This window comes from Sporofaciens sp. St.21A7, from assembly GCF_059728535.1.
Map to the genome: position 1 here is coordinate 5,083,019 of NZ_BAAGFN010000001.1, position 16,623 is coordinate 5,099,641.

Below are 16,623 nucleotides of genomic sequence, written 5' to 3' on the forward strand. Positions count from 1 at the left end.
CAAAGCGGGGGACTGTTTCAAAGATGAAGTGCAAATATAAGAAATTCACGAATCCTTTTCGACTTATCTTCTTGTGTCAGATCGTCTGCCAGCAGGATACCAAGCTGTCCATATACGCAGAACATCGCAGCGGCCTGAATATCGTCAAACTGGATTTCGTCTTTTTGCCGAGCTCGTAGCAATAATTTTTCTACAAGTGGAACCAGCTTCTCGCAAACTTTGAGAGAAAGCTGATCGTGGAATTTCTTGTTTTCTGCGCCGTGAAAGACTGAATAATATTTTGTGTCCCGTTCTTCCATAGTGGCAGGCATATCTTCAATGATCTGCCGCAAAGTCTTGTGATTGTCCTTTTCAGCACCGACAAACTGCTCCACCAGGACATCCGCATATTGTTCAATCGCGCTGTCAAACAGCGCCTCTTTAGACGGAAAATAGCGATAGCATAGACCCTGTGCCACACCGATTGCTTTTGCTATATCTGTAATCGAGGTCTTTTCATATCCATTTTCCCCGAACAATTTGAGTGCAGTATCTAAAATTTCTTGCTTGCGTACTTCCGGCTCCTTTGTAACCCGCATAGTCTGAGCCTCCTTTCTTTCTATAATAGCACGCCCACTCTAAAAAATCAATGAGTGAATATCAATCATTTTTCGCACATAGCAATACAAGCCGTGTTACCAACCTGCTCCCATGATACATTATGAAAATATGCTGAAAGCATGGAAACGAGTTCTGCTTCGGAGTAAATCTTCACATCCCCCTCTTTGCTATGACGCATATAAAAATTCATTATCACGCGACCTACAAAGGGTTGCCAGCAATCTCCCATCAGGAAAGTGCCGCCCGGCTTCAATACTCGGTTTACTTCTCTTAATACATTTTGCGGTGCAGGATAATGATGAAAAGAGTCGTTGCAGTACACAACATCAAAGGCGTTGTCCGGGAAAGGGAGTACCTCGCTGTCCCCCAACAGTAACTTGACTTGTTCCGGGAGTTTCGATTTCGCAACAGCAAGCATTTCCTCTGATAGATCGATGCCGCACAATTCTTTATGGGGATCTTTCTGCAAAATGAGCTTTAGCATTTCACCAGTCCCGCATCCCAAATCGAGGGCAGATTGAAACGGAATGTGCGACAGCTTTTCCAGCAGGACGGGATAAAGAGAGCGGGCGTGCTGGCCCTTAATATCTTTATCATAAGTAGCGGCCTGCTGATTAAATGCAACTTTCGAGTTTTCTTTTATGGTGTTCATGGTTTGACCTCCTTTCCATCAATTAGTATAGCACTCTTTTTTGAAATGTCAATGAATAATGTTCATTCACATGAAAATAATTAGTCAGTTACATGAAATATATACTCGTTCAAATAATAACACCTGAAATGTAAAATTACATTAGGTGATATTATGAAGATTGAAAGAGATGAACGACGATTTGATTTTCACGATATAGGACTCGCTATCAAGCGGGCGCGGGAGGCTGCTGGGATGACGCAGGAGCAACTGGCCTATATTGTTGACCGGGCTCCGCGTACCATCATGTATAACGAGAATGACGGCCAGCACCCCAGCCTCAACACCTTTTATCAGATGGTGACAATGTTTGATATATCGGTAGATCAATACTTCTATCCGTCCAAGAATAGGGGGAGCGAGTGCAGAAAGCGCATTGACGCTATGCTTAACGCCCTGGACGAAAAAGAATTAAAAATTGTAGAAGCCACGATCCAAGCGATGAAAGCGGCTAAAGAAACGGAGGATGCGTAAAGAGAAACACGCGCCTCCGTTTTTTGCACCCTTTCCGGGGCTTGCACAAAAATGGCAAGCAATTCGGGTGTGGCCACACTCCGAAATTTTTACTGGGCCGCAGGCCCGCAAAAATGCTTGTTGGGGAGCCTCCCCAAACCCGGCTCTTTGGGACAAAATGTCCCAAAGAGGTTGGCTGCGTCACCGCCGCTATCGCGTCTGTTCCTTATTGTCCCGCCCGTCCGTCAGGCCGAGCAGATGGTCGATGTTGGCCTTGACCGCCACGGCCTCCCGCATATCCCGCTGGGCCTGCCGATACTCGGCATAGAGGGCCTTTTTCTTATCCGCCAGCTCCCGCCGCTGTTTTTTCAGCGTGTCCATTTTGGGGAGCTTTTCACCGCCCAGCAATTCATTCATAGCGGCCCGGGCCGCCCGGTAGGTGGCAAGCTCCGCCTCGTGCTCGGCAAGGTACTTTTTCGAGTACCGGGCCGCCTTGTAGCTGTCAAACACGGGCCGGGCCTTGGCATAGTCCACCACGGCCCCCATCAGCCCGGAGACTTTGGAGAGGGCGGCCTCGGTGGTCTGGAGCTCCCCGGCCAGCGCGTGGGCCCGGTCAACCGCCGCCGTGGTCTTTGCCGCCAGCGCGTCATAGTCGGTGAGATTGTTCTCCTGCAAAAACTGGAGGGCGGCGGCCATCTGTTTCAGATTGTAGACTTTCGCCCACCGTTCATAAGCCGGACCCTTGCCCTCGGCCATGCGCTGTTGAATGTCAATGATAAGCCCCACCTGCCGGGCCGGGGGCGGCGCGTCCTTGGGGAGCTCCGGGAGGGGCCGCTCCCCGGCGATCACCGCCCGGATGTCCTCGGGGTCAAAGCCCGCGCCGAGGGTGGATGCCCGGAGCCGGGTGTACTTGTCCTGCCCCGGCGCGAGGAACGACACCACGCCGCCCCGCCCGCGCTTGACGGCAAAGCCGGACTCCTCCATTAGCCGCAGGAACGCGGCAAAGTCGGCGGGCTTTTTTTCAAGAGCCGCGATGATTGCCAGCCGCACCCGCTGCTGCGCGGAGGGCGGCTTTTCCCCCACCCACTGGCCATAGTGGAGAAAGCGGCCCTTGCTGTGCTGTTTGGGATTTTGTATCACGGACAAATCATGCTCCAGACATACCCGGTCAGACAGCCGCCGGAGGGCAAAGCTGGAGCCGAGGAAATTATGGAATTTCCGGGAGCAGTCAAAGGCCGTGGAATTGAAATAGATGTGGTTGTGCAGATGGCCCTTGTCGGTATGGGTGCAGACGAAAAACTGGTACTTGCCTTTCGTCCAGCGCATCGCCGTTTCAAAGCCCAGCTTGTTTGCCTCCTCCGCCGTCACCTCACCGGGCGGGAACGCTTGCCGTATCTGGAAGAACAGAGCCCCGCGCTCCACGGGCCGGGCCGTGGCCGCCTGGTATTCGCTTTTCACCAGCAGGAACTCAGCGGCGGCTGTGGCCGGGTCGCATAGGTGGGAGGACACGGCCCCCAGCTTTTGGGGGTTGAGCCCGTAGGCAAACCGCTCATCCATCGTCTGGACGGCACTCAGTCCCGCCGCCTGCTTGTAGGGCCGGATGTAGGTCGTGGCCGTGGTAGCACCTCCTCTCGTTGGGACTTTGGGACAAAATGTCCCGAAGCGTTTTCTATATTTGAATTTGATTGCACTTATGAAGTTTTAGTAGTATCATATAATAAAAATTACAAGGAGGAAGTGTAGATGGAGCTACAGCTTGATTCCACTATTCAGATGGCAGAATTGCTAATAATAAAACGGGATTTTGATTTGTTGAAAAAAATTGCAACTCTATTTAAACCTGAACTTCAAATGCAACTAATACCATATACAGCATTATTCTGTTATGAAGTAATAGATTACTTAAACAAGAAAGGTCAGCAAATAGAAATTACTTCCACCAGCCGTTATTCAATAAAGCAAATAAGACAAAAAGCAAAATTTTTTGATTTAAGTGTCAACAAGCTTTTGCAAAGTGTGGAAAATATAGATGAATTGCAGAATAATTATTTTATTAGCCTTATGCGCTATCCACAATTAGGTTCTTGGAATGTGCATGATAATCTCGGTATTTGTTATGACAAGCAAGGAAACATTGTGAGTAACACACATTATGCTTTTTACGTTTTTCAAGATGAAAAAGCAATAAGCAAACCTCACGATACGATGAGTGGGCACAATATTAACGGTGAAGAAGTAAGGGCATTTGCCTATGATATGGGAAGAATAATTGGAAGTATATCTTCTGCCCTTAGTAGTATAAGTGATTTCGTGGTTTCTGATATTGCTCCTCAAAACATTATCCTTTTTAATCACGATTTTAATACAAATCGCTGTATCAACGTAGGGGACGAAAAATATAAAATTGTGAGACTATTTTTACTGCACGTTCTTTCAAGTATCGGTTTTATTTTGTACGCATTAAGACCTGCAATTATCCATGAAACAGGGCTTTTAGTTAGACTTGAATATATCACATATCACTATGCCTTGTTGCGGTTGGATGGTTTAATGAAATACTACATCGAGAATCCGACTGCTATAAACGACGCAAAACTTACTAATATGTTCAATAGCATTGATTTTACAAATGCAGATAATCTTAGGAAAACGGACTTTAGAAATTGTATGATGCATTTTGGCCTAACGGATAAAAACGGAAATTCTCTCATTGACGAAGAAAATGTTAATCTTGCACTTCCACTTTGTGGCCTTGTAGAAAGTCAATTTAATATGTCCTATACAGATTATAAAGCAAAACTCGAAATTCAACTAATTCTTTTATATAACTTGATTAAAGATTATTTAGCTTTCGACTTGCCATTACCAACTGTCAAAGAGTAATATAAAGTCTCCGCCTTTGGGACAAAATGTCCCGAAGTACGAAAAGCCGGGGAGCGGCACATCACCGCTCCCCAGCAAGTCACAGCTCCACCAGCGCGGAAAGCTGTTTCAGCAAATCAGACAAAGGCCCCCACAAAGCGGAGTAGTCCCGTTGCAGGGCCGATATTTCCTCGGGGTAAATCCCCCCGTAGGTGTTGGCATGGATAGCCACTTGATTGAGATTGTTTGAGCACCGCCGCTGGAGGGACACCAGCTCCCGGACGGGGGCAAGGTCAATCTGGAGCACATAGCCGCAGAGGGCCATCCTCCGCATATACGCGCCCATGTTGCGGATGCCCGCCTGGGCCATGCGTTCCTGGATAAGCGCCTGCTCTTCCTCGGACACCATCACATGAAGATGGACGGGGCGGCGGCGCTTTTTTCCGGCCATGCCTACCTGTCGCCCCGGTCGGGCGTGTTCCGTTTGGGCGCGGCGGGGGCCTGCCGTTCCCCGGCCAGTTTCCCAGCCTCCCGCAGTTGTGCGGCAATCGGGGGTTTTTCCTGCCGGGCCCGTTTACGGCCAGCGGCCTCCTGCTGGAGCTCCACCCCACGGGCACACTCGGCCAGCCGCTCCGGGGAAACAAATTCTTTTACCACATAGCACCCAAAATCCGGGTAAAACCATGTCAGCCGCTTTCCATCAGGGACGCGGCCCTCGTCCTCCCATTTCCCCACCACCTGGGCCTGGGTATCCATCAGCCGCCGCATATCCGGGTTATCACGGGATGGCTTGAGCTCGTAATTATAGAGCTCCTTTTCCGTGAGCGGCTGGGCATAGGCCAGCTCGCCCCATGCAAGCCGGGTATCATGCTCCACCCAAATCCGGCCCTCGTAGTTTTCGATCCGGATGGGCGGGTTTTCCTTGCCATTGGGGAACGTGCCGATGTCAACGGGCCGCTGGGTAGAATAATACTTGTATTCCTGCGCTTTTTCCAAAGTTACCTCCTCTCAGATGTTAGCTTTTGGGCCGGGAAACGGGGGCCGGACACAGAAACATACCGGGCCCCCATGAACCGCGCCCGGAAAGCCTTGATACAAGCGGGTTTTCAAGCGGCAAAAGCTAACAGTCCAGCCGCCTTTTCCGCATATAGTCGCGCTGGCGTTTCCGCCGCGCATTTTCGGCGCAGGCCGCCGAACAGAACGCCCTTTTCCCCTCCGGCGCAAAGAGCCGCCCGCAGACGGCGCAGGGCCGCAGGCCGGGGGCCGGGCCGTCAGTCAGCGTGGCCTCCAATGCGGGATTTAAGGGGAGCACCGCCTCCCGGAAGTAGCGGCAGTAAGCCCCCGTCCAGCATTTCCCCAGCATATAGCACTCGCAGTCAAGGGGCAGACAGCCATATTCCCGGTCATAGTTGGCGCACCATTTTGTGACAAGGGAGCGGATAGCCGCCTTTTCCTCACGGGTCAGCTCGCGCAAAATATCACCTCCCGCCCGGTTTTTTCAAAAGGCTCTGAAAGCAGGAGCCGCAGGGGATGCCGCGCCAGTAAGGACAGCCACAGCACCGGGAGCCCTCGGGGGGCTTTTCCGGGCGCGGGGGCTGGGGCCGGGGGCGGCGTTTCATTTCCCGTTCCAAAGGGTTCGCTGTAAAATTCATTCTCCGCCCTCCTTTTCTTCTTCCTCATCCCACGGGGGGAGGTCGTCATATTCGCCGCCATAGTCCTCGCCGTATTCCCCGGCCTCGTCAAAGTCCTCACCGGGCCCGGCGGCCTGCTGCTGTTTGGGGCGGTATATCTTGAAGTACCACCCGGCCCCGCCGCCGAGGGCCAGAACGCCCAGCACCGCCAGGAGCATCCCGGCCCCGCCGGATTTTTCCGGTTCGGGCTCGGGCTCCGGCTCGGGGGTGGTTTCCGGCTCGGGCTCCGGGAGCGGTTCGGGGACGGCCTCCGGGGAGGGCTCCGCAAGGGCCATAAGGTCGGCCACGGTGACGGCGTTCAGAAAGTACACGTTCTCCGTCTCCCGCTGGCGGTCAATCACCAGATAGAACACGGACTCATCCGCCGCCATGATGGTGAAAAATTCCTTGCCGTCTTTGTCCGTGGCGTTATCCACCATAGTCCCCTGGCCGTCCGGGGTGAACGGGTTGGGCTCGGGTTCCGGCTCCGGGGTGGCCGGGGGCTCCACAGGGTCAAGCCCCTCCCACTCCGGGCCGCCCGTACCGTCCTCCCATTCCTCGCCGCCCCCGGCGTAGGCCGTGGTGGTGATGCCGCACAGCAAAAAAGCGGCGCACAGAGCCGCCGCCAACACACGATATTTTTTCAGTTTCATTCCGCGTCCTCCTTTTCCGGCCCGGCGGACTTCGGGACATTTTGTCCCAAAGTGTCCCCGGCCTTGATGCGCTGGAGCACCAGCGGGAGCTCCTCAAGGGAAATGCTCATGCCCCGCACGATGTCCACGATTTCCTCGTTCTCGGCCTCCTTGTGTTTCTGTTCCAGCTCTTTCAGCCGGGCCTGCTGGTCGCTGATTTTGGCCTTGACCTTTTCTATCTCGGCCATGATTTTTGCGCTCTTGCTAATCGCCATTGAAAACCTCCTTTTCATGGTAAACGCCCGTAGGCGTAGAAGTGGGCCTGCCAGTAGCTGCTGTTTAAGTTGGCGTAGCTGATAGGGTCGCCACAGTGTATCATCATCCCGTCCCCCACATAGATGCCACAGTGGGAGACTCCCGGGGTGTCATAGGTTCCCTTGAAAAAAACCAAATCTCCGGGGCGGGGGGAGCTGGTGCGGGTGCAGATGTTGTAGAGCCCCTGGGCCCCCAGCCGCCCCACGTTCCAGCCGGAATGATTGACTACCCACGAAACAAAGCCGGAGCAGTCAAAGGACGTGGCCGGGGAGCTCCCGCCCCATACATAGGGATAGCCCAAAAATTTCTCGGCCTCGGAGAGCATCGCCGCGAATGTTTCATCGTCCAGATATTCCCCCGGCACTTCGTAGCCCTCCGGCGGGCTGGTGTATTTCCCCACATAGGACGAGCCGGGAAAGAGGTCGGGGCGGTTCCCCAGCGTGGCCATGTAGAGGGAATACCGGGAAACCTTTTCCTCCCCCATGATATAGATAGGAAGATGGGAAAGGTTGAAGTTATCCAGCGTCACAGTGCAGATATAATAATCGTAATATACCCGGTAGCTGTCAGTGTGGGTGTTGCCCTCCTCGTCCGTCCATGTATCCGTTTCGATGTAGTACCGCCGCTCCTTTACCACGTTTTCGGTCAGCGTGTACTGGCGGTCAAAGAGCATCTGCAAGGTGGGCTGGACATCCGCCAGCGTCCATTCCCCCTCGTGCCATGCGCTCAGAATGGAAACCAGCACATAGGGGTCATGTTCGATAGCGTCTAAATCGTAATGGTACTCGTCATAGTCGTGGGTACTTTCGTAGGTATCCAGATAATGCTGGAGCTCCGCCTCCAGTGAACAGTAGGCGGCCTCGGCCCCCAGCATATCCCCGTCCTGGGCGGGGTAGGTGGTGGCCCCAACCGCGCCTGCGGCGGCGTTCCCCAAAGTGATAAGGGAGGACGCGCAGGACTGGAGGGATAAAACGAGCACCACGCAGGCCAGCGCGATAAGCGCCCCCACGGGATGCCGTTTCACGAAAGCCACAGCCCGCTCCGCCAGCTTTTCCGTGGCGGCGGCGGTTTTCCCGGCGGCCTTGGCCCCTTGTTTCGCGGTCTGTTTCGCCGCCTGCCGCGCTTGTTTGGCGTATTGTTTTTTTAATTTCTGCTTGTGCCAATAGCGGGTAACTGCATTTTTGGCAAGCTCCGGGTTCTCCTGGGCGGCCATGCGGAACTGGTAGTCCGCCCGGGCCTTGATGTACTGCGCCTCGGCCTTATGGACGGCCCGGGCCGGGTGCTCCCGGATGCGCTTTTTTGCGTACCGCGTCCCATGCCGGAGGACAGCCTCGCCCACAAGCTCGGAGCGGTGGGCCCCCTCGGTTCCCACGTTTTCATGCTCCACCTCGTAGACCTTGCCATGCACAAAGCCGTGTGCGCTCCACCCGGCGGCCCCCAGCACCCGGCGCACCGGGCCTCGGGTTTTGGGGGGCTTTTTGCCCTCCAGCTTCTTCCGGGCCCGGTTCAGCTTGTCCTCCCGCGTCTCCATGCGGAGCTTGGACTTGCTGATTTTCTCTTGTTCGCTTTCCATGCGGAATTTCGATTTTTTGGTTTTGGGCCCCTTTGGGGACTTTGGGACATTTTGTCCCGAAGTGCCTTTGTCCCCGGCGTTATTCGTTCCTCTGGTCATTGGCTATGTCCTCCGGGCGGGTGGTGAGCAGGTTGTAAATCTCACCCTTGGGGAAACGGTCAACAAAGGGGATGGTCACATTCCCATAGAACAGCAGGCCCTCGCCGGAATTGCTGTGGGTGATATAGGAAAGCTGGTGCTCGGAAATGCCGAGCTGTTTTGCGATGATAGCCCGGTCACTCTGGGCCTGGGAGAGCAGAACAAGAAAATCGGTGTTATCCAGTATGTTCTCGATTTCCCGGCTGGCCAAAAGGTCTTTCACGTTCTGCGTGAGGGCCGAGGGCACACAGCCCTTTTTGCGGAGCATCTTCCACACCGCCACAAAGTAGCTGGCGGTCAGCGGGTCGCGCAGGAGGATGTGGAACTCGTCAAAGTAGCACCATGTCGCCGCCCCGTTCTGGTAGTTGGTATGCACCGCCGAGGTGACAAACTCGTTGGTGACGTGCATCGCAATCTTGCGGAGGTTCTCCCCCAGCCCTTTCAGCACGATGCACACCACCCGGGAGCTCAAGTCCACGTTGGTCGGGTGGTTGAACAGATTGAGGGAGCCCGTACAGTAGAGCTCAAGAGCCGTTGCCACGCGCTTTGCCTCCGGCTCCGGCTGTTTCAAGAGCTCCTCGTACAAGTCTTGGAGCAAAGGCATTTTCGCGCCCTCCAGCCCCAGCGCAAGCTCCCGGTACACCAGCCGCACGCAGCGGTCAATCACGGTCTTTTCGATAGGTTGCAGGCCGTCCTTGCCGCCCACCACCAGCTCACACAGCGAAAGAAGAAAATCCGCTTTCATGGAAAGGGGGCTGTCCTCGTCATTAAGCCCCATCTGAATATCCATCGGGTTGATATGGTGGGGGCTGTCCGGGGCAATCTCTATCACCTGCCCGCCCAGCCGCCGTACCAGCGGGGAATATTCCCCCATCGGGTCAACGATAACGATGCGGTCACTTGTGGCAAGAAAGACGTTTATCAATTCCCGCTTGGCGGCAAAGCTCTTGCCGGAGCCCGTGGAGCCGAGATACATCCCATTGGCGGATTTCAGCTTTTTCCGGTCAGCCATGATGACATTGTGGGAAAGTGCGTTCATGCCGTAGTAGAGGGCCTGCCCGCCCATGCGGAGCTCCCGCGTCATAAAGGGAATGAAAATCGCGGTGGAGCTGGTGGTCATGCCCCGCTGTATCTGCACCTCGTTATAGCCGAGGGCCAGCGAGGACATAAAGCCCTGCTCCTGCTGCCAGTCCAGCCGCTTTAAGGCGCAGTTGTATTTCTGCGCGATGCCGGAGACGGTGAACACGTCATTTTCCAGCCGCTGGCGGGTGGGGGCGAGGTTGATGACGGTGAACGTCAAGAGGAACATCCGCTCATTTCTTGACTGCAAATCCCCCAAAAGCTCCGCCGCGTCCTTGGAAAAGGTGATAAGGTCGGGGGGAAGAATATCCATGTCGTACCCGGCGCGGACGGCTTTTTTCTGCTCCTCCACTTTCATCTTGTCAATGTCCGAGATTTTCCCCTTGATGGTCTTTATCGCCTTTAACTGGTCAACGGTCTGGATGTGCATGGTGACGGTGAGCTCCGCGTCCAGCTCCAGAATTTCCCGCAAAAGGCGGTCAGAAAGCTCGGACGCCAAAATCTGAAGATAGGACGCCGCGCCCCAAAAGCCGCCCACCCGGAAGAACCGGGAGCCCCTAAAGTCAAAGCCGCCGCTGGGGGTGATGAAGTCCTTTGTGCCCATGCCCGTTCTGGAAATATCCGCCCACGAAAAGCGGAACGGCTCCCGCCGCCCGGGGTGCATCTGCCCATGCAGGAGGGCCAGCCGCTCCCGCCCGTCCAGAGGGGACGAGGGCACGCCCAGCCGGTGGAGGTTGCCCATCACGTCCGCCTCCACCCGGTCAAGCCGGGGGCGGGCGGCGGCAATCCCCTCGGCGGGCACGCCAAAGGTGATATATTTGGAGCGTTCAATCCCGTTGTTGCTCCGGGCAATCTGGCGTTTCAGCATCCCCACGAACTCGCCCCGGATGCTGTCAAAATCGTCCGCCTGGGCGGGGATGTTCACATGGTAGCGGCTGGTGGAGTGGGAGCGGCGGTTGATAAAGGAGAGCTGGACGGGGAGCGCGCTGTCAAAGTAGTTGAGGAACGCGCTCCACCCGCTGAAAATCGCGGACTGATCCTCGGTGGATGCCACGGAATAATTGATGTCCTCATATTCCACGGTCTTTGTGTAGAGCCCGCCGGGGAGCTGGCAAACCCCGTCCGGATGCATCGCCACATAGGGGATGGACTGCTGGGCGGACAACGCCGCCTTATTTTTTCGCCTGCTTTTTCGGTTTTCCATTCACTGCCTCCTTTCCCGCCCCGTCCTGCCCGGTAAAGGGCGCGTAGATATTCCCGGTCTTGTAGGGCCTCACGCCGGGCCGCAGGTACTTGGCCCGGATGATGTTCTTTACCACCTTTTCCAGCGGCAGGCCGTCTTTCTCATACATCGCCAGCAGGAACGCCGGGAGCATGATACCCAGCATCAGAAACAGCGCCGCCGTGTTCCCGCACGCGCTCCGGGCCAGCAGGTAGGAGGGGACTCCCACAAGGGCCGCGCCGCCGAAACACACAAGCTGGCGTTTTGTCAGATTGAAAGCGATTTTGGTCTTGATTTTCGATAGGTCGTTAGGTACGTTCACATAGGGCATTTTTAGCCTCCTTTCCTTTGGGACTCGTCGGCACAAACTTCACTCTGCTCACTTCGGGACATTTGGTCCCAAAGCTCGCCCCGTTCCGTTGTGCCTCCTCTCCCCACAAAGTCTGCCGACTTTGCGGGGGCCCCGAAATTTTGAAGTCCCGCCGTAGGTTCCACCTCGTTCCCCCACACGTCCCAGCCGGGGGCCGTCTGGCGGGCGAACAGCTCCACCCGGGGCACGTCCCCCATAAGGGCCACGATTTTTTCACGGGCCTCGTCCGGCTTTTTGCTGTGGCCCTCGATAGGGGAGATGATGAACTGGTGGACGTTGGGGGCCTTGCGCCGGGGATGCCCACGGGTCGCCAGCAGGCACACCTCCGCATTGGCCCGCGTCCAAAAGCCCAGCCCATAAAACCAGCTATCCGCTTTCTTGTTCTTTTTCAGCCAGACAAAGCCCACGGACTTATACTGGAAGCCCCACGCCTTGATGAGCCGCAGGGCCTCCGGGAGCTGGGGGAACGTGGCCCACAGAAAAAGAACGCTGTCCGGGGCCGCCAAATCCGCCACGGGCAACGCGCATAATTCCTCAATCCCCATTGTGGGGTAGTGCCGCTCCGCCGCGCCTTGCAGGCCCTTTTGGGCGTACCGCCACGGCGGGTCGGCGTATATCACGTTATATTTACCGATAGTCACACCCCCTTTCCGCCAGCGGCCACAGCCGCCCGCGCCTGCGTGATGCGCTCCGTGGCCGGGCCGTAAAAGGCCGGGGCCGTCTCAAAGCAGATAAACTCCCGGCCCGTATTGACAGCGGCCACCGCAGTCGTGCCGGAGCCCGCGCAGATGTCCGCCACCAGCTCGCCGGGGTTGGTGTAGGTCTTGATAAGGTACTCGCACAGCTCCACGGGCTTTTGGGTGGGATGGACGGTATGGGCCACGGTCTGGAATGAAAGCAGGTTCCCCGGGAACCGCCGCCCGTCCTCCGAGCCGCTGCCGGAACGGACAAACTTCCCATAGTTGGGGCTCTGGTCGCGCTGGGATGCGATTTTCTTATAGGGCTTGCCCTGCTCAAACTGCGGATTGTAGAGGGGGAGCTTTTGGTAAAACACTAAAATATTCTCCGTCTTTTTCAGCGGGGCGCGGCGGGCGTTGAGAAATCCCGTACAGCGGCTCTTATACCACACCCACTCATAGCGGAGCATGGAGAGGTTGGACGCGCCGAGGATTTTGTCATAGGGGCACTGTGCGAAGAACAGCACCGCCCCGGAGGGCTTGACGGCCCAGCGCACCGCCTCCCACAGCTCCGGGAGGGGCAAAGGCACATCCCAATAGTTGCGGGTCGTGCCGTAGGGCGGGTCGGTCAGAAGCATATCAACCGAGTGCTCCGGGAGGGAGCGCAGGCCCGCGATGCCGTCCATGAGGTAGAGCCCGGAGGGTTCCAGCACCGGGCCCTCCGGGGACTTTGGGACATTTTGTCCCAAGGCCAAGCTATCTGCCATCCCGTCCCTCCTTTCCCTTTGCCGGGGCGGAGCGGGCGGCATTTTTCTGCGCGGCCTCCTTTCCCGCCTTATCCATCTGCTCCCGGATGGGCGCGGGGCGCACCGCCTCGGCCCGGGCGATAAGTTTCTCAACCGCCGAATGGTACGCCTCCACCCCCGCCGCGTTCAGCCGCTCCTGGGTGGCCCGGTCATTGATACGCACCGTGGCCCGGTAGCCGGATCTGCTGGTGGGGTCGGGCTTTGAGGGCGCACCCAAAAATATGCCGTTCTGCCCGTTCACCACCTTGAAGTCGTCCACCACCACACCGCCGAAATTGACGCTGGCAAAGCCTATCAGTTTGTTCTGGGGCTCAATGGGCCGCACCGTCACCTCGATGGGGATAGTGGCGGCGGCAAGGTTCTGCTCCACCCGCAGAGCCACGGCCTCGTCAATGGTGATGCCCTGGTGCTCGGCCAGCTCCGCGATGGGGGCCTCGAAAATCAGACGGCGCATTTCCTCCTGGGCGGCCTCCGCCATTTCAGCGGTCTGCACCGCCGTCTGTGTGTTCGCCATAGATAAATCCTCCTTTCCGGGCCGGGGGATGACCGCCCCGCCCGTATAGTCATAGCCTGCCGCGTGTATCGCGGACAGTGTTTCCGCTGATACGTTCCCGCCCAAAAGCAGGTCGGTTTCAGCCATGAACGCCAGCATATCCCGCTGGTCAAATTCCTCCGGGAGCTTTCCGCCCCATGCCCGGCGCACCTCACCCTCCGGGCCCAGCTTGTACCGTCTCGGCATATCCGGCCTCCTTTCCCGGACTTTGGGACAAAATGTCCCGAAGTGCCGCTAAATCAGTGGGCCCCGAAGATGCTCCGGGCGATTGTCCCGGTCTTGAACAGCATGAAGCAGAGGAGCACCGTATAGCCCACGGTTCCCCATATCGCGCCGATGGGGTCGCCCCCGGCGGCGATGCCCTGCACCAGCACCGCATAGATGCCGACACAGACTAAAATCAGCATCCCTTGAAAGCCCACGGCAAAAAGGGATTTTAAGTAGTTCTGGCCCATGCCGCCCACCTCCCGGTTGGAGAGGGTCGCCACGGGGATGGGCGCAAGGCTGGTCAGCAGATATATTTCTATCATTCTTCCGTACACCAGCACGAAAATGATGATGCCCAGCGCCTGCATGGTGAGCCCGATGACGGAGGACTGGAGCCACAGACCTAAAAGCGGCCCCAAATCCATCCCCTCCAGCGTGGTCTGGAGGTTGTTCAGCATATCCGGTGAAACCGCCGTGGAGCCCTGTATCAGCCCGGCAGAGCGGGAAATCACGCTCTGCGACACGTCAAAGACGGCCATCACGATATTGAACGTGTTGGAAAGTATCAGCACCGCGCACGCGGTCTTGAACATCCATTTGTAGAGGTTCGCCACGTCCACTTCGTGCATATTGTTTTTTTCAAGGAGCATCTGAATAAGCTCATAGGTGGCAACAAAGGTCAGCACCAGCCCGGCGATGGGTAAAATCACCGTTTCGGAAAGCTGGCGGATAAGGGAGAAAACCCCGGCGTTCCATGCCGCCGGGGTCGTCCCTACCTGCACCGCAATCTCTCCGACCTGGGCATTGACGGTATCAAAGAGCCCCTCAAGGTTCCCCATGATGCCGCCAATCAGCAGCTCTTTCAGCCAGTCCGTGAGCCAGTCGGTGAGAAAGTCCATAAGCCGCCGCCCTTAAAACAGCCCCGACAGCAGCGGGATGAGGGTCGTGCCGATGACGATGATGCCGCCCCCGGCCATGAGCTGTGTTATCCCCAATTAGTAGGAACAATACAGCTTTCTGGCGGGCGGCGGCACGTCAAGAAATATATATGGAGTTTTTAAAGAATCCCCCGGAACAGGGGAGCGGTCAGCCTGTGACCTGCTCCACTTCCGGTATGGGTTTGAGACTAAAATGAATTTCGATAGAAATGTGTCTTGTCTTGTCGCTGTCTATGGTTTCATGGACAACGATTTCTTTAATCAGGCGGTTTAAGGTGGAAGCGTCCAGCTCGTTGATGTCCCGGTATTCCTGTATGGATTCCACCCACTGCCTTGCGTCCACGGCAAGCCGGATTTCATCGGCAAGGCGTTTCCGGCCTTCCTCAACCTTGGCTTTTAATTCCGCCTGTTCCTTCTGTGTCTTTTCCAGCAGGAGATTGAAGTTTGCTTCTGTGATTCGTCCGGCTACCATGTCCTCATAGAGCCGAAGCACCATTTTTTCCAGCATTTCAATCCGTTCTTCGTCTTTGGCAAGGGTGCGCTCCATCGCTTCCCGCTGGTCTTTCTGCCTGGCATGGCAGGTATCGGTCAGCCGTCCGGCTACTGCTTCACTGTCTGTCAGGGCAGCGGCGGCGCACTCCCGGATTTTGTTCAGCACAAGAGAATAGAGCGTGTCAAATTCAACCCGGTGCTGTGTGCAGTGCTGCTTCCCATAGGCATTATAGGTCTTGCAGGAGAAAATACGCTTCGGGAACTTCTCATGCGTGGTGCGGATGGTGAGAGCCTTTCCGCACTCCCCGCATTTTATCAGCCCTGCAAAGAGGTTGATTTCCCCGGATTTGCCCGGTCGCTGGCGGGATTTCAGTTTTTCCTGCACAATCGCAAAGTCCTTTTTGTCCACCAGCGGCTCATGCGTCCCCTCCACCACAATCCAGTCCTCCGGCTTCTTATCCCGGATAGTGCCGATTTTAAAGCGGTACTCGGTCTTTTGGGAAGCGATTGCGCCGGTGTAGACGGGGTTCATCAGGATTTCCTTAATCACGGAGAAGTCCCAGACGTACCGCCCGTTTTCCGGGTCTTTCTTTTCCCATTTGGTGCGGATGTTCCGGTGTCCCCGCTTCCGGTTCCACCATGTGGGGCAGGGGATTTTTTGCTGCTCCAGCCTGCGCCGGATGTAGTTGGGGCCTCTCCCTTCCAATGCCCACCCAAAAATCTGCCGGACAGCGGGGGCGGTTTCCCCGTCAATGAGAAGGTGATTCTTGTCCTCCGGGTCTTTCTTGTAGCCAAATGGGGCGATACAGCCGGTGAACTGCCCTTTCTGCGCCTTTAGCACATAGGAAGAATGGACTTTCTTGGAAATATCCTTGCTGTACATCTCGTTCAGGATATTTTTAAAGGGCGCAATGTCGTTGTTGTCCCGCATGGTGTCGATGCCGTCATTCATGGCGATATAGCGCACGCCGTTCCTTGGGAAGAAATCCTCGATAAGCTGCCCGGTCTGCAAGTAGTTCCGTCCTAACCTCGATAAATCCTTTGTAATGACAAGGTTTACCTGTTTCCGCTCAATGGCTTTCAACATCCGTTTCAGGTCGGGGCGTTCCATGTTCAAGCCGGTAAAGCCATCGTCCTGATAGACTGCCGTAACCTCCCATCCCTGCTTCTGGCAGAACTTTTCCAGCATATCCCGCTGGTTCTCGATGCTGGCACTCGTCCCGTCAAGGTCGTCGTCTCTGGAGTTGTCATTTTGGTGGAGAGCAGAAAACCGTATAGAATCAGCAGAAAAGCGTAACTACACCTTTTATCAATACCCACACATAACACTCTTTTTACACCTTT

At 55.9% G+C, this 16,623-nt stretch carries 19 protein-coding genes and 1 pseudogene; 2 read left to right on the plus strand and 18 right to left on the minus strand.

Annotation, left to right across the window (positions count from 1 at the left end):
• Positions 1-17: 17 nt before the first annotated feature.
• Positions 18-578 (minus strand): TetR/AcrR family transcriptional regulator, encoded by a 561-nt coding sequence (locus AC6I3O_RS25140; RefSeq protein WP_117819753.1) that lies wholly within the window; start codon positions 576-578, stop codon positions 18-20.
• 65 nt (positions 579-643) lie between these two features.
• Positions 644-1,252 (minus strand): class I SAM-dependent methyltransferase, encoded by a 609-nt coding sequence (locus AC6I3O_RS25145; RefSeq protein ID WP_117819754.1) that lies wholly within the window; start codon positions 1,250-1,252, stop codon positions 644-646.
• Positions 1,253-1,405: 153 nt separating this feature from the next.
• Between AC6I3O_RS25145 and AC6I3O_RS25150 the strand changes: the two genes are divergently transcribed.
• Positions 1,406-1,765, plus strand: a complete 360-nt coding sequence (locus AC6I3O_RS25150) for an XRE family transcriptional regulator (RefSeq protein WP_497853244.1) — start codon at positions 1,406-1,408, stop codon at positions 1,763-1,765.
• Positions 1,766-1,954: 189 nt separating this feature from the next.
• Here AC6I3O_RS25150 and AC6I3O_RS25155 read toward each other — a convergent pair whose 3' ends face one another.
• Positions 1,955-3,301, minus strand: coding sequence for a relaxase/mobilization nuclease domain-containing protein (locus tag AC6I3O_RS25155; RefSeq protein WP_497853245.1), 1,347 nt, complete (start codon positions 3,299-3,301; stop codon positions 1,955-1,957).
• 186 nt (positions 3,302-3,487) lie between these two features.
• Here AC6I3O_RS25155 and AC6I3O_RS25160 point away from each other — a divergent pair, with 186 nt between their 5' ends.
• Positions 3,488-4,627, plus strand: a complete 1,140-nt coding sequence (locus AC6I3O_RS25160; RefSeq protein WP_497853246.1) for a hypothetical protein — start codon at positions 3,488-3,490, stop codon at positions 4,625-4,627.
• Between the two features lie 79 nt (positions 4,628-4,706).
• On the opposite strand, the gene AC6I3O_RS25165 is transcribed toward AC6I3O_RS25160, so the two are convergent.
• From AC6I3O_RS25165 to AC6I3O_RS25235, 15 genes and pseudogenes are all read right to left on the minus strand, one after another.
• A complete protein-coding gene (locus AC6I3O_RS25165) occupies positions 4,707-5,057 on the minus strand; it encodes a plasmid mobilization protein (RefSeq protein ID WP_044919930.1) in 351 nt (116 codons plus the stop codon).
• Positions 5,058-5,059: 2 nt separating this feature from the next.
• Positions 5,060-5,602, minus strand: a complete 543-nt coding sequence (locus AC6I3O_RS25170; protein WP_497853247.1) for a defense against restriction DarA-related protein — start codon at positions 5,600-5,602, stop codon at positions 5,060-5,062.
• Positions 5,603-5,726: 124 nt separating this feature from the next.
• Entirely contained in the window at positions 5,727-6,083 is a 357-nt protein-coding gene (locus tag AC6I3O_RS25175; RefSeq protein ID WP_497853597.1) for a cysteine-rich VLP domain-containing protein, read from the minus strand.
• 1 nt (position 6,084) lies between these two features.
• Positions 6,085-6,258: a hypothetical protein gene (locus AC6I3O_RS25180; RefSeq protein ID WP_497853248.1), complete on the minus strand. Its 174-nt coding sequence runs from the start codon at positions 6,256-6,258 to the stop codon at positions 6,085-6,087.
• Positions 6,255-6,929, minus strand: coding sequence for a CD1107 family mobile element protein (locus AC6I3O_RS25185; protein WP_497853249.1), 675 nt, complete (start codon positions 6,927-6,929; stop codon positions 6,255-6,257). Before AC6I3O_RS25185 ends, AC6I3O_RS25180 begins: the two co-directional genes overlap by 4 nt.
• The gene (locus AC6I3O_RS25190) at positions 6,926-7,183 is read right to left on the minus strand and encodes a DUF4315 family protein (protein WP_120480727.1); all 258 of its coding nucleotides are present in this window, start codon (positions 7,181-7,183) and stop codon (positions 6,926-6,928) included. Before AC6I3O_RS25190 ends, AC6I3O_RS25185 begins: the two co-directional genes overlap by 4 nt.
• Before the next feature lie 14 nt (positions 7,184-7,197).
• On the minus strand, positions 7,198-8,895 hold the full coding sequence (locus AC6I3O_RS25195; protein ID WP_497853250.1) for a C40 family peptidase: 1,698 nt from the start codon (positions 8,893-8,895) through the stop codon (positions 7,198-7,200).
• Positions 8,876-11,218: a VirB4-like conjugal transfer ATPase, CD1110 family gene (locus AC6I3O_RS25200; RefSeq protein ID WP_497853251.1), complete on the minus strand. Its 2,343-nt coding sequence runs from the start codon at positions 11,216-11,218 to the stop codon at positions 8,876-8,878. Before AC6I3O_RS25200 ends, AC6I3O_RS25195 begins: the two co-directional genes overlap by 20 nt.
• Positions 11,187-11,567, minus strand: a complete 381-nt coding sequence (locus tag AC6I3O_RS25205; RefSeq protein ID WP_300418147.1) for a PrgI family protein — start codon at positions 11,565-11,567, stop codon at positions 11,187-11,189. The genes AC6I3O_RS25200 and AC6I3O_RS25205 overlap by 32 nt, the downstream gene beginning before the upstream one ends.
• A gap of 2 nt (positions 11,568-11,569) precedes the next feature.
• Complete coding sequence (locus AC6I3O_RS25210) at positions 11,570-12,241, minus strand: MT-A70 family methyltransferase (RefSeq protein ID WP_497853599.1); 672 nt, start codon at positions 12,239-12,241, stop codon at positions 11,570-11,572.
• A 2-nt stretch (positions 12,242-12,243) separates the two neighbouring features.
• Complete coding sequence (locus AC6I3O_RS25215) at positions 12,244-13,050, minus strand: DNA-methyltransferase (RefSeq protein WP_300418155.1); 807 nt, start codon at positions 13,048-13,050, stop codon at positions 12,244-12,246.
• Positions 13,040-13,828: a septation protein SpoVG family protein gene (locus AC6I3O_RS25220; RefSeq protein WP_300819142.1), complete on the minus strand. Its 789-nt coding sequence runs from the start codon at positions 13,826-13,828 to the stop codon at positions 13,040-13,042. The genes AC6I3O_RS25215 and AC6I3O_RS25220 overlap by 11 nt, the downstream gene beginning before the upstream one ends.
• Before the next feature lie 53 nt (positions 13,829-13,881).
• Positions 13,882-14,748 carry a VirB6/TrbL-like conjugal transfer protein, CD1112 family gene (locus AC6I3O_RS25225; RefSeq protein ID WP_251320008.1) on the minus strand — a complete coding sequence of 289 codons (867 nt, stop codon included), beginning with the start codon at positions 14,746-14,748 and terminating at the stop codon, positions 13,882-13,884.
• 12 nt (positions 14,749-14,760) lie between these two features.
• Positions 14,761-14,841, minus strand: a pseudogene (locus AC6I3O_RS25230) (Maff2 family mobile element protein); the annotation flags it as partial.
• A gap of 94 nt (positions 14,842-14,935) precedes the next feature.
• Positions 14,936-16,555, minus strand: coding sequence for a recombinase family protein (locus AC6I3O_RS25235; RefSeq protein WP_497853601.1), 1,620 nt, complete (start codon positions 16,553-16,555; stop codon positions 14,936-14,938).
• Positions 16,556-16,623 lie beyond the last annotated feature (68 nt).

Bases quoted from the DNA above. Each gene is read 5' to 3' on its own strand.
- AC6I3O_RS25140 (WP_117819753.1), bottom strand. From the start codon at position 578: ATGCGGGTTACAAAGGAGCCGGAAGTACGCAAGCAAGAAATTTTAGAT.
- AC6I3O_RS25145 (WP_117819754.1), bottom strand. From the start codon at position 1,252: ATGAACACCATAAAAGAAAACTCGAAAGTTGCATTTAATCAGCAGGCC.
- AC6I3O_RS25150 (WP_497853244.1), top strand. From the start codon at position 1,406: ATGAAGATTGAAAGAGATGAACGACGATTTGATTTTCACGATATAGGA.
- AC6I3O_RS25155 (WP_497853245.1), bottom strand. From the start codon at position 3,301: ATGGATGAGCGGTTTGCCTACGGGCTCAACCCCCAAAAGCTGGGGGCC.
- AC6I3O_RS25160 (WP_497853246.1), top strand. From the start codon at position 3,488: ATGGAGCTACAGCTTGATTCCACTATTCAGATGGCAGAATTGCTAATA.
- AC6I3O_RS25165 (WP_044919930.1), bottom strand. From the start codon at position 5,057: ATGGCCGGAAAAAAGCGCCGCCGCCCCGTCCATCTTCATGTGATGGTG.
- AC6I3O_RS25180 (WP_497853248.1), bottom strand. From the start codon at position 6,258: ATGAATTTTACAGCGAACCCTTTGGAACGGGAAATGAAACGCCGCCCC.
- AC6I3O_RS25185 (WP_497853249.1), bottom strand. From the start codon at position 6,929: ATGAAACTGAAAAAATATCGTGTGTTGGCGGCGGCTCTGTGCGCCGCT.
- AC6I3O_RS25190 (WP_120480727.1), bottom strand. From the start codon at position 7,183: ATGGCGATTAGCAAGAGCGCAAAAATCATGGCCGAGATAGAAAAGGTC.
- AC6I3O_RS25195 (WP_497853250.1), bottom strand. From the start codon at position 8,895: ATGACCAGAGGAACGAATAACGCCGGGGACAAAGGCACTTCGGGACAA.
- AC6I3O_RS25200 (WP_497853251.1), bottom strand. From the start codon at position 11,218: ATGGAAAACCGAAAAAGCAGGCGAAAAAATAAGGCGGCGTTGTCCGCC.
- AC6I3O_RS25205 (WP_300418147.1), bottom strand. From the start codon at position 11,567: ATGCCCTATGTGAACGTACCTAACGACCTATCGAAAATCAAGACCAAA.
- AC6I3O_RS25215 (WP_300418155.1), bottom strand. From the start codon at position 13,050: ATGGCAGATAGCTTGGCCTTGGGACAAAATGTCCCAAAGTCCCCGGAG.
- AC6I3O_RS25220 (WP_300819142.1), bottom strand. From the start codon at position 13,828: ATGCCGAGACGGTACAAGCTGGGCCCGGAGGGTGAGGTGCGCCGGGCA.
- AC6I3O_RS25225 (WP_251320008.1), bottom strand. From the start codon at position 14,748: ATGGACTTTCTCACCGACTGGCTCACGGACTGGCTGAAAGAGCTGCTG.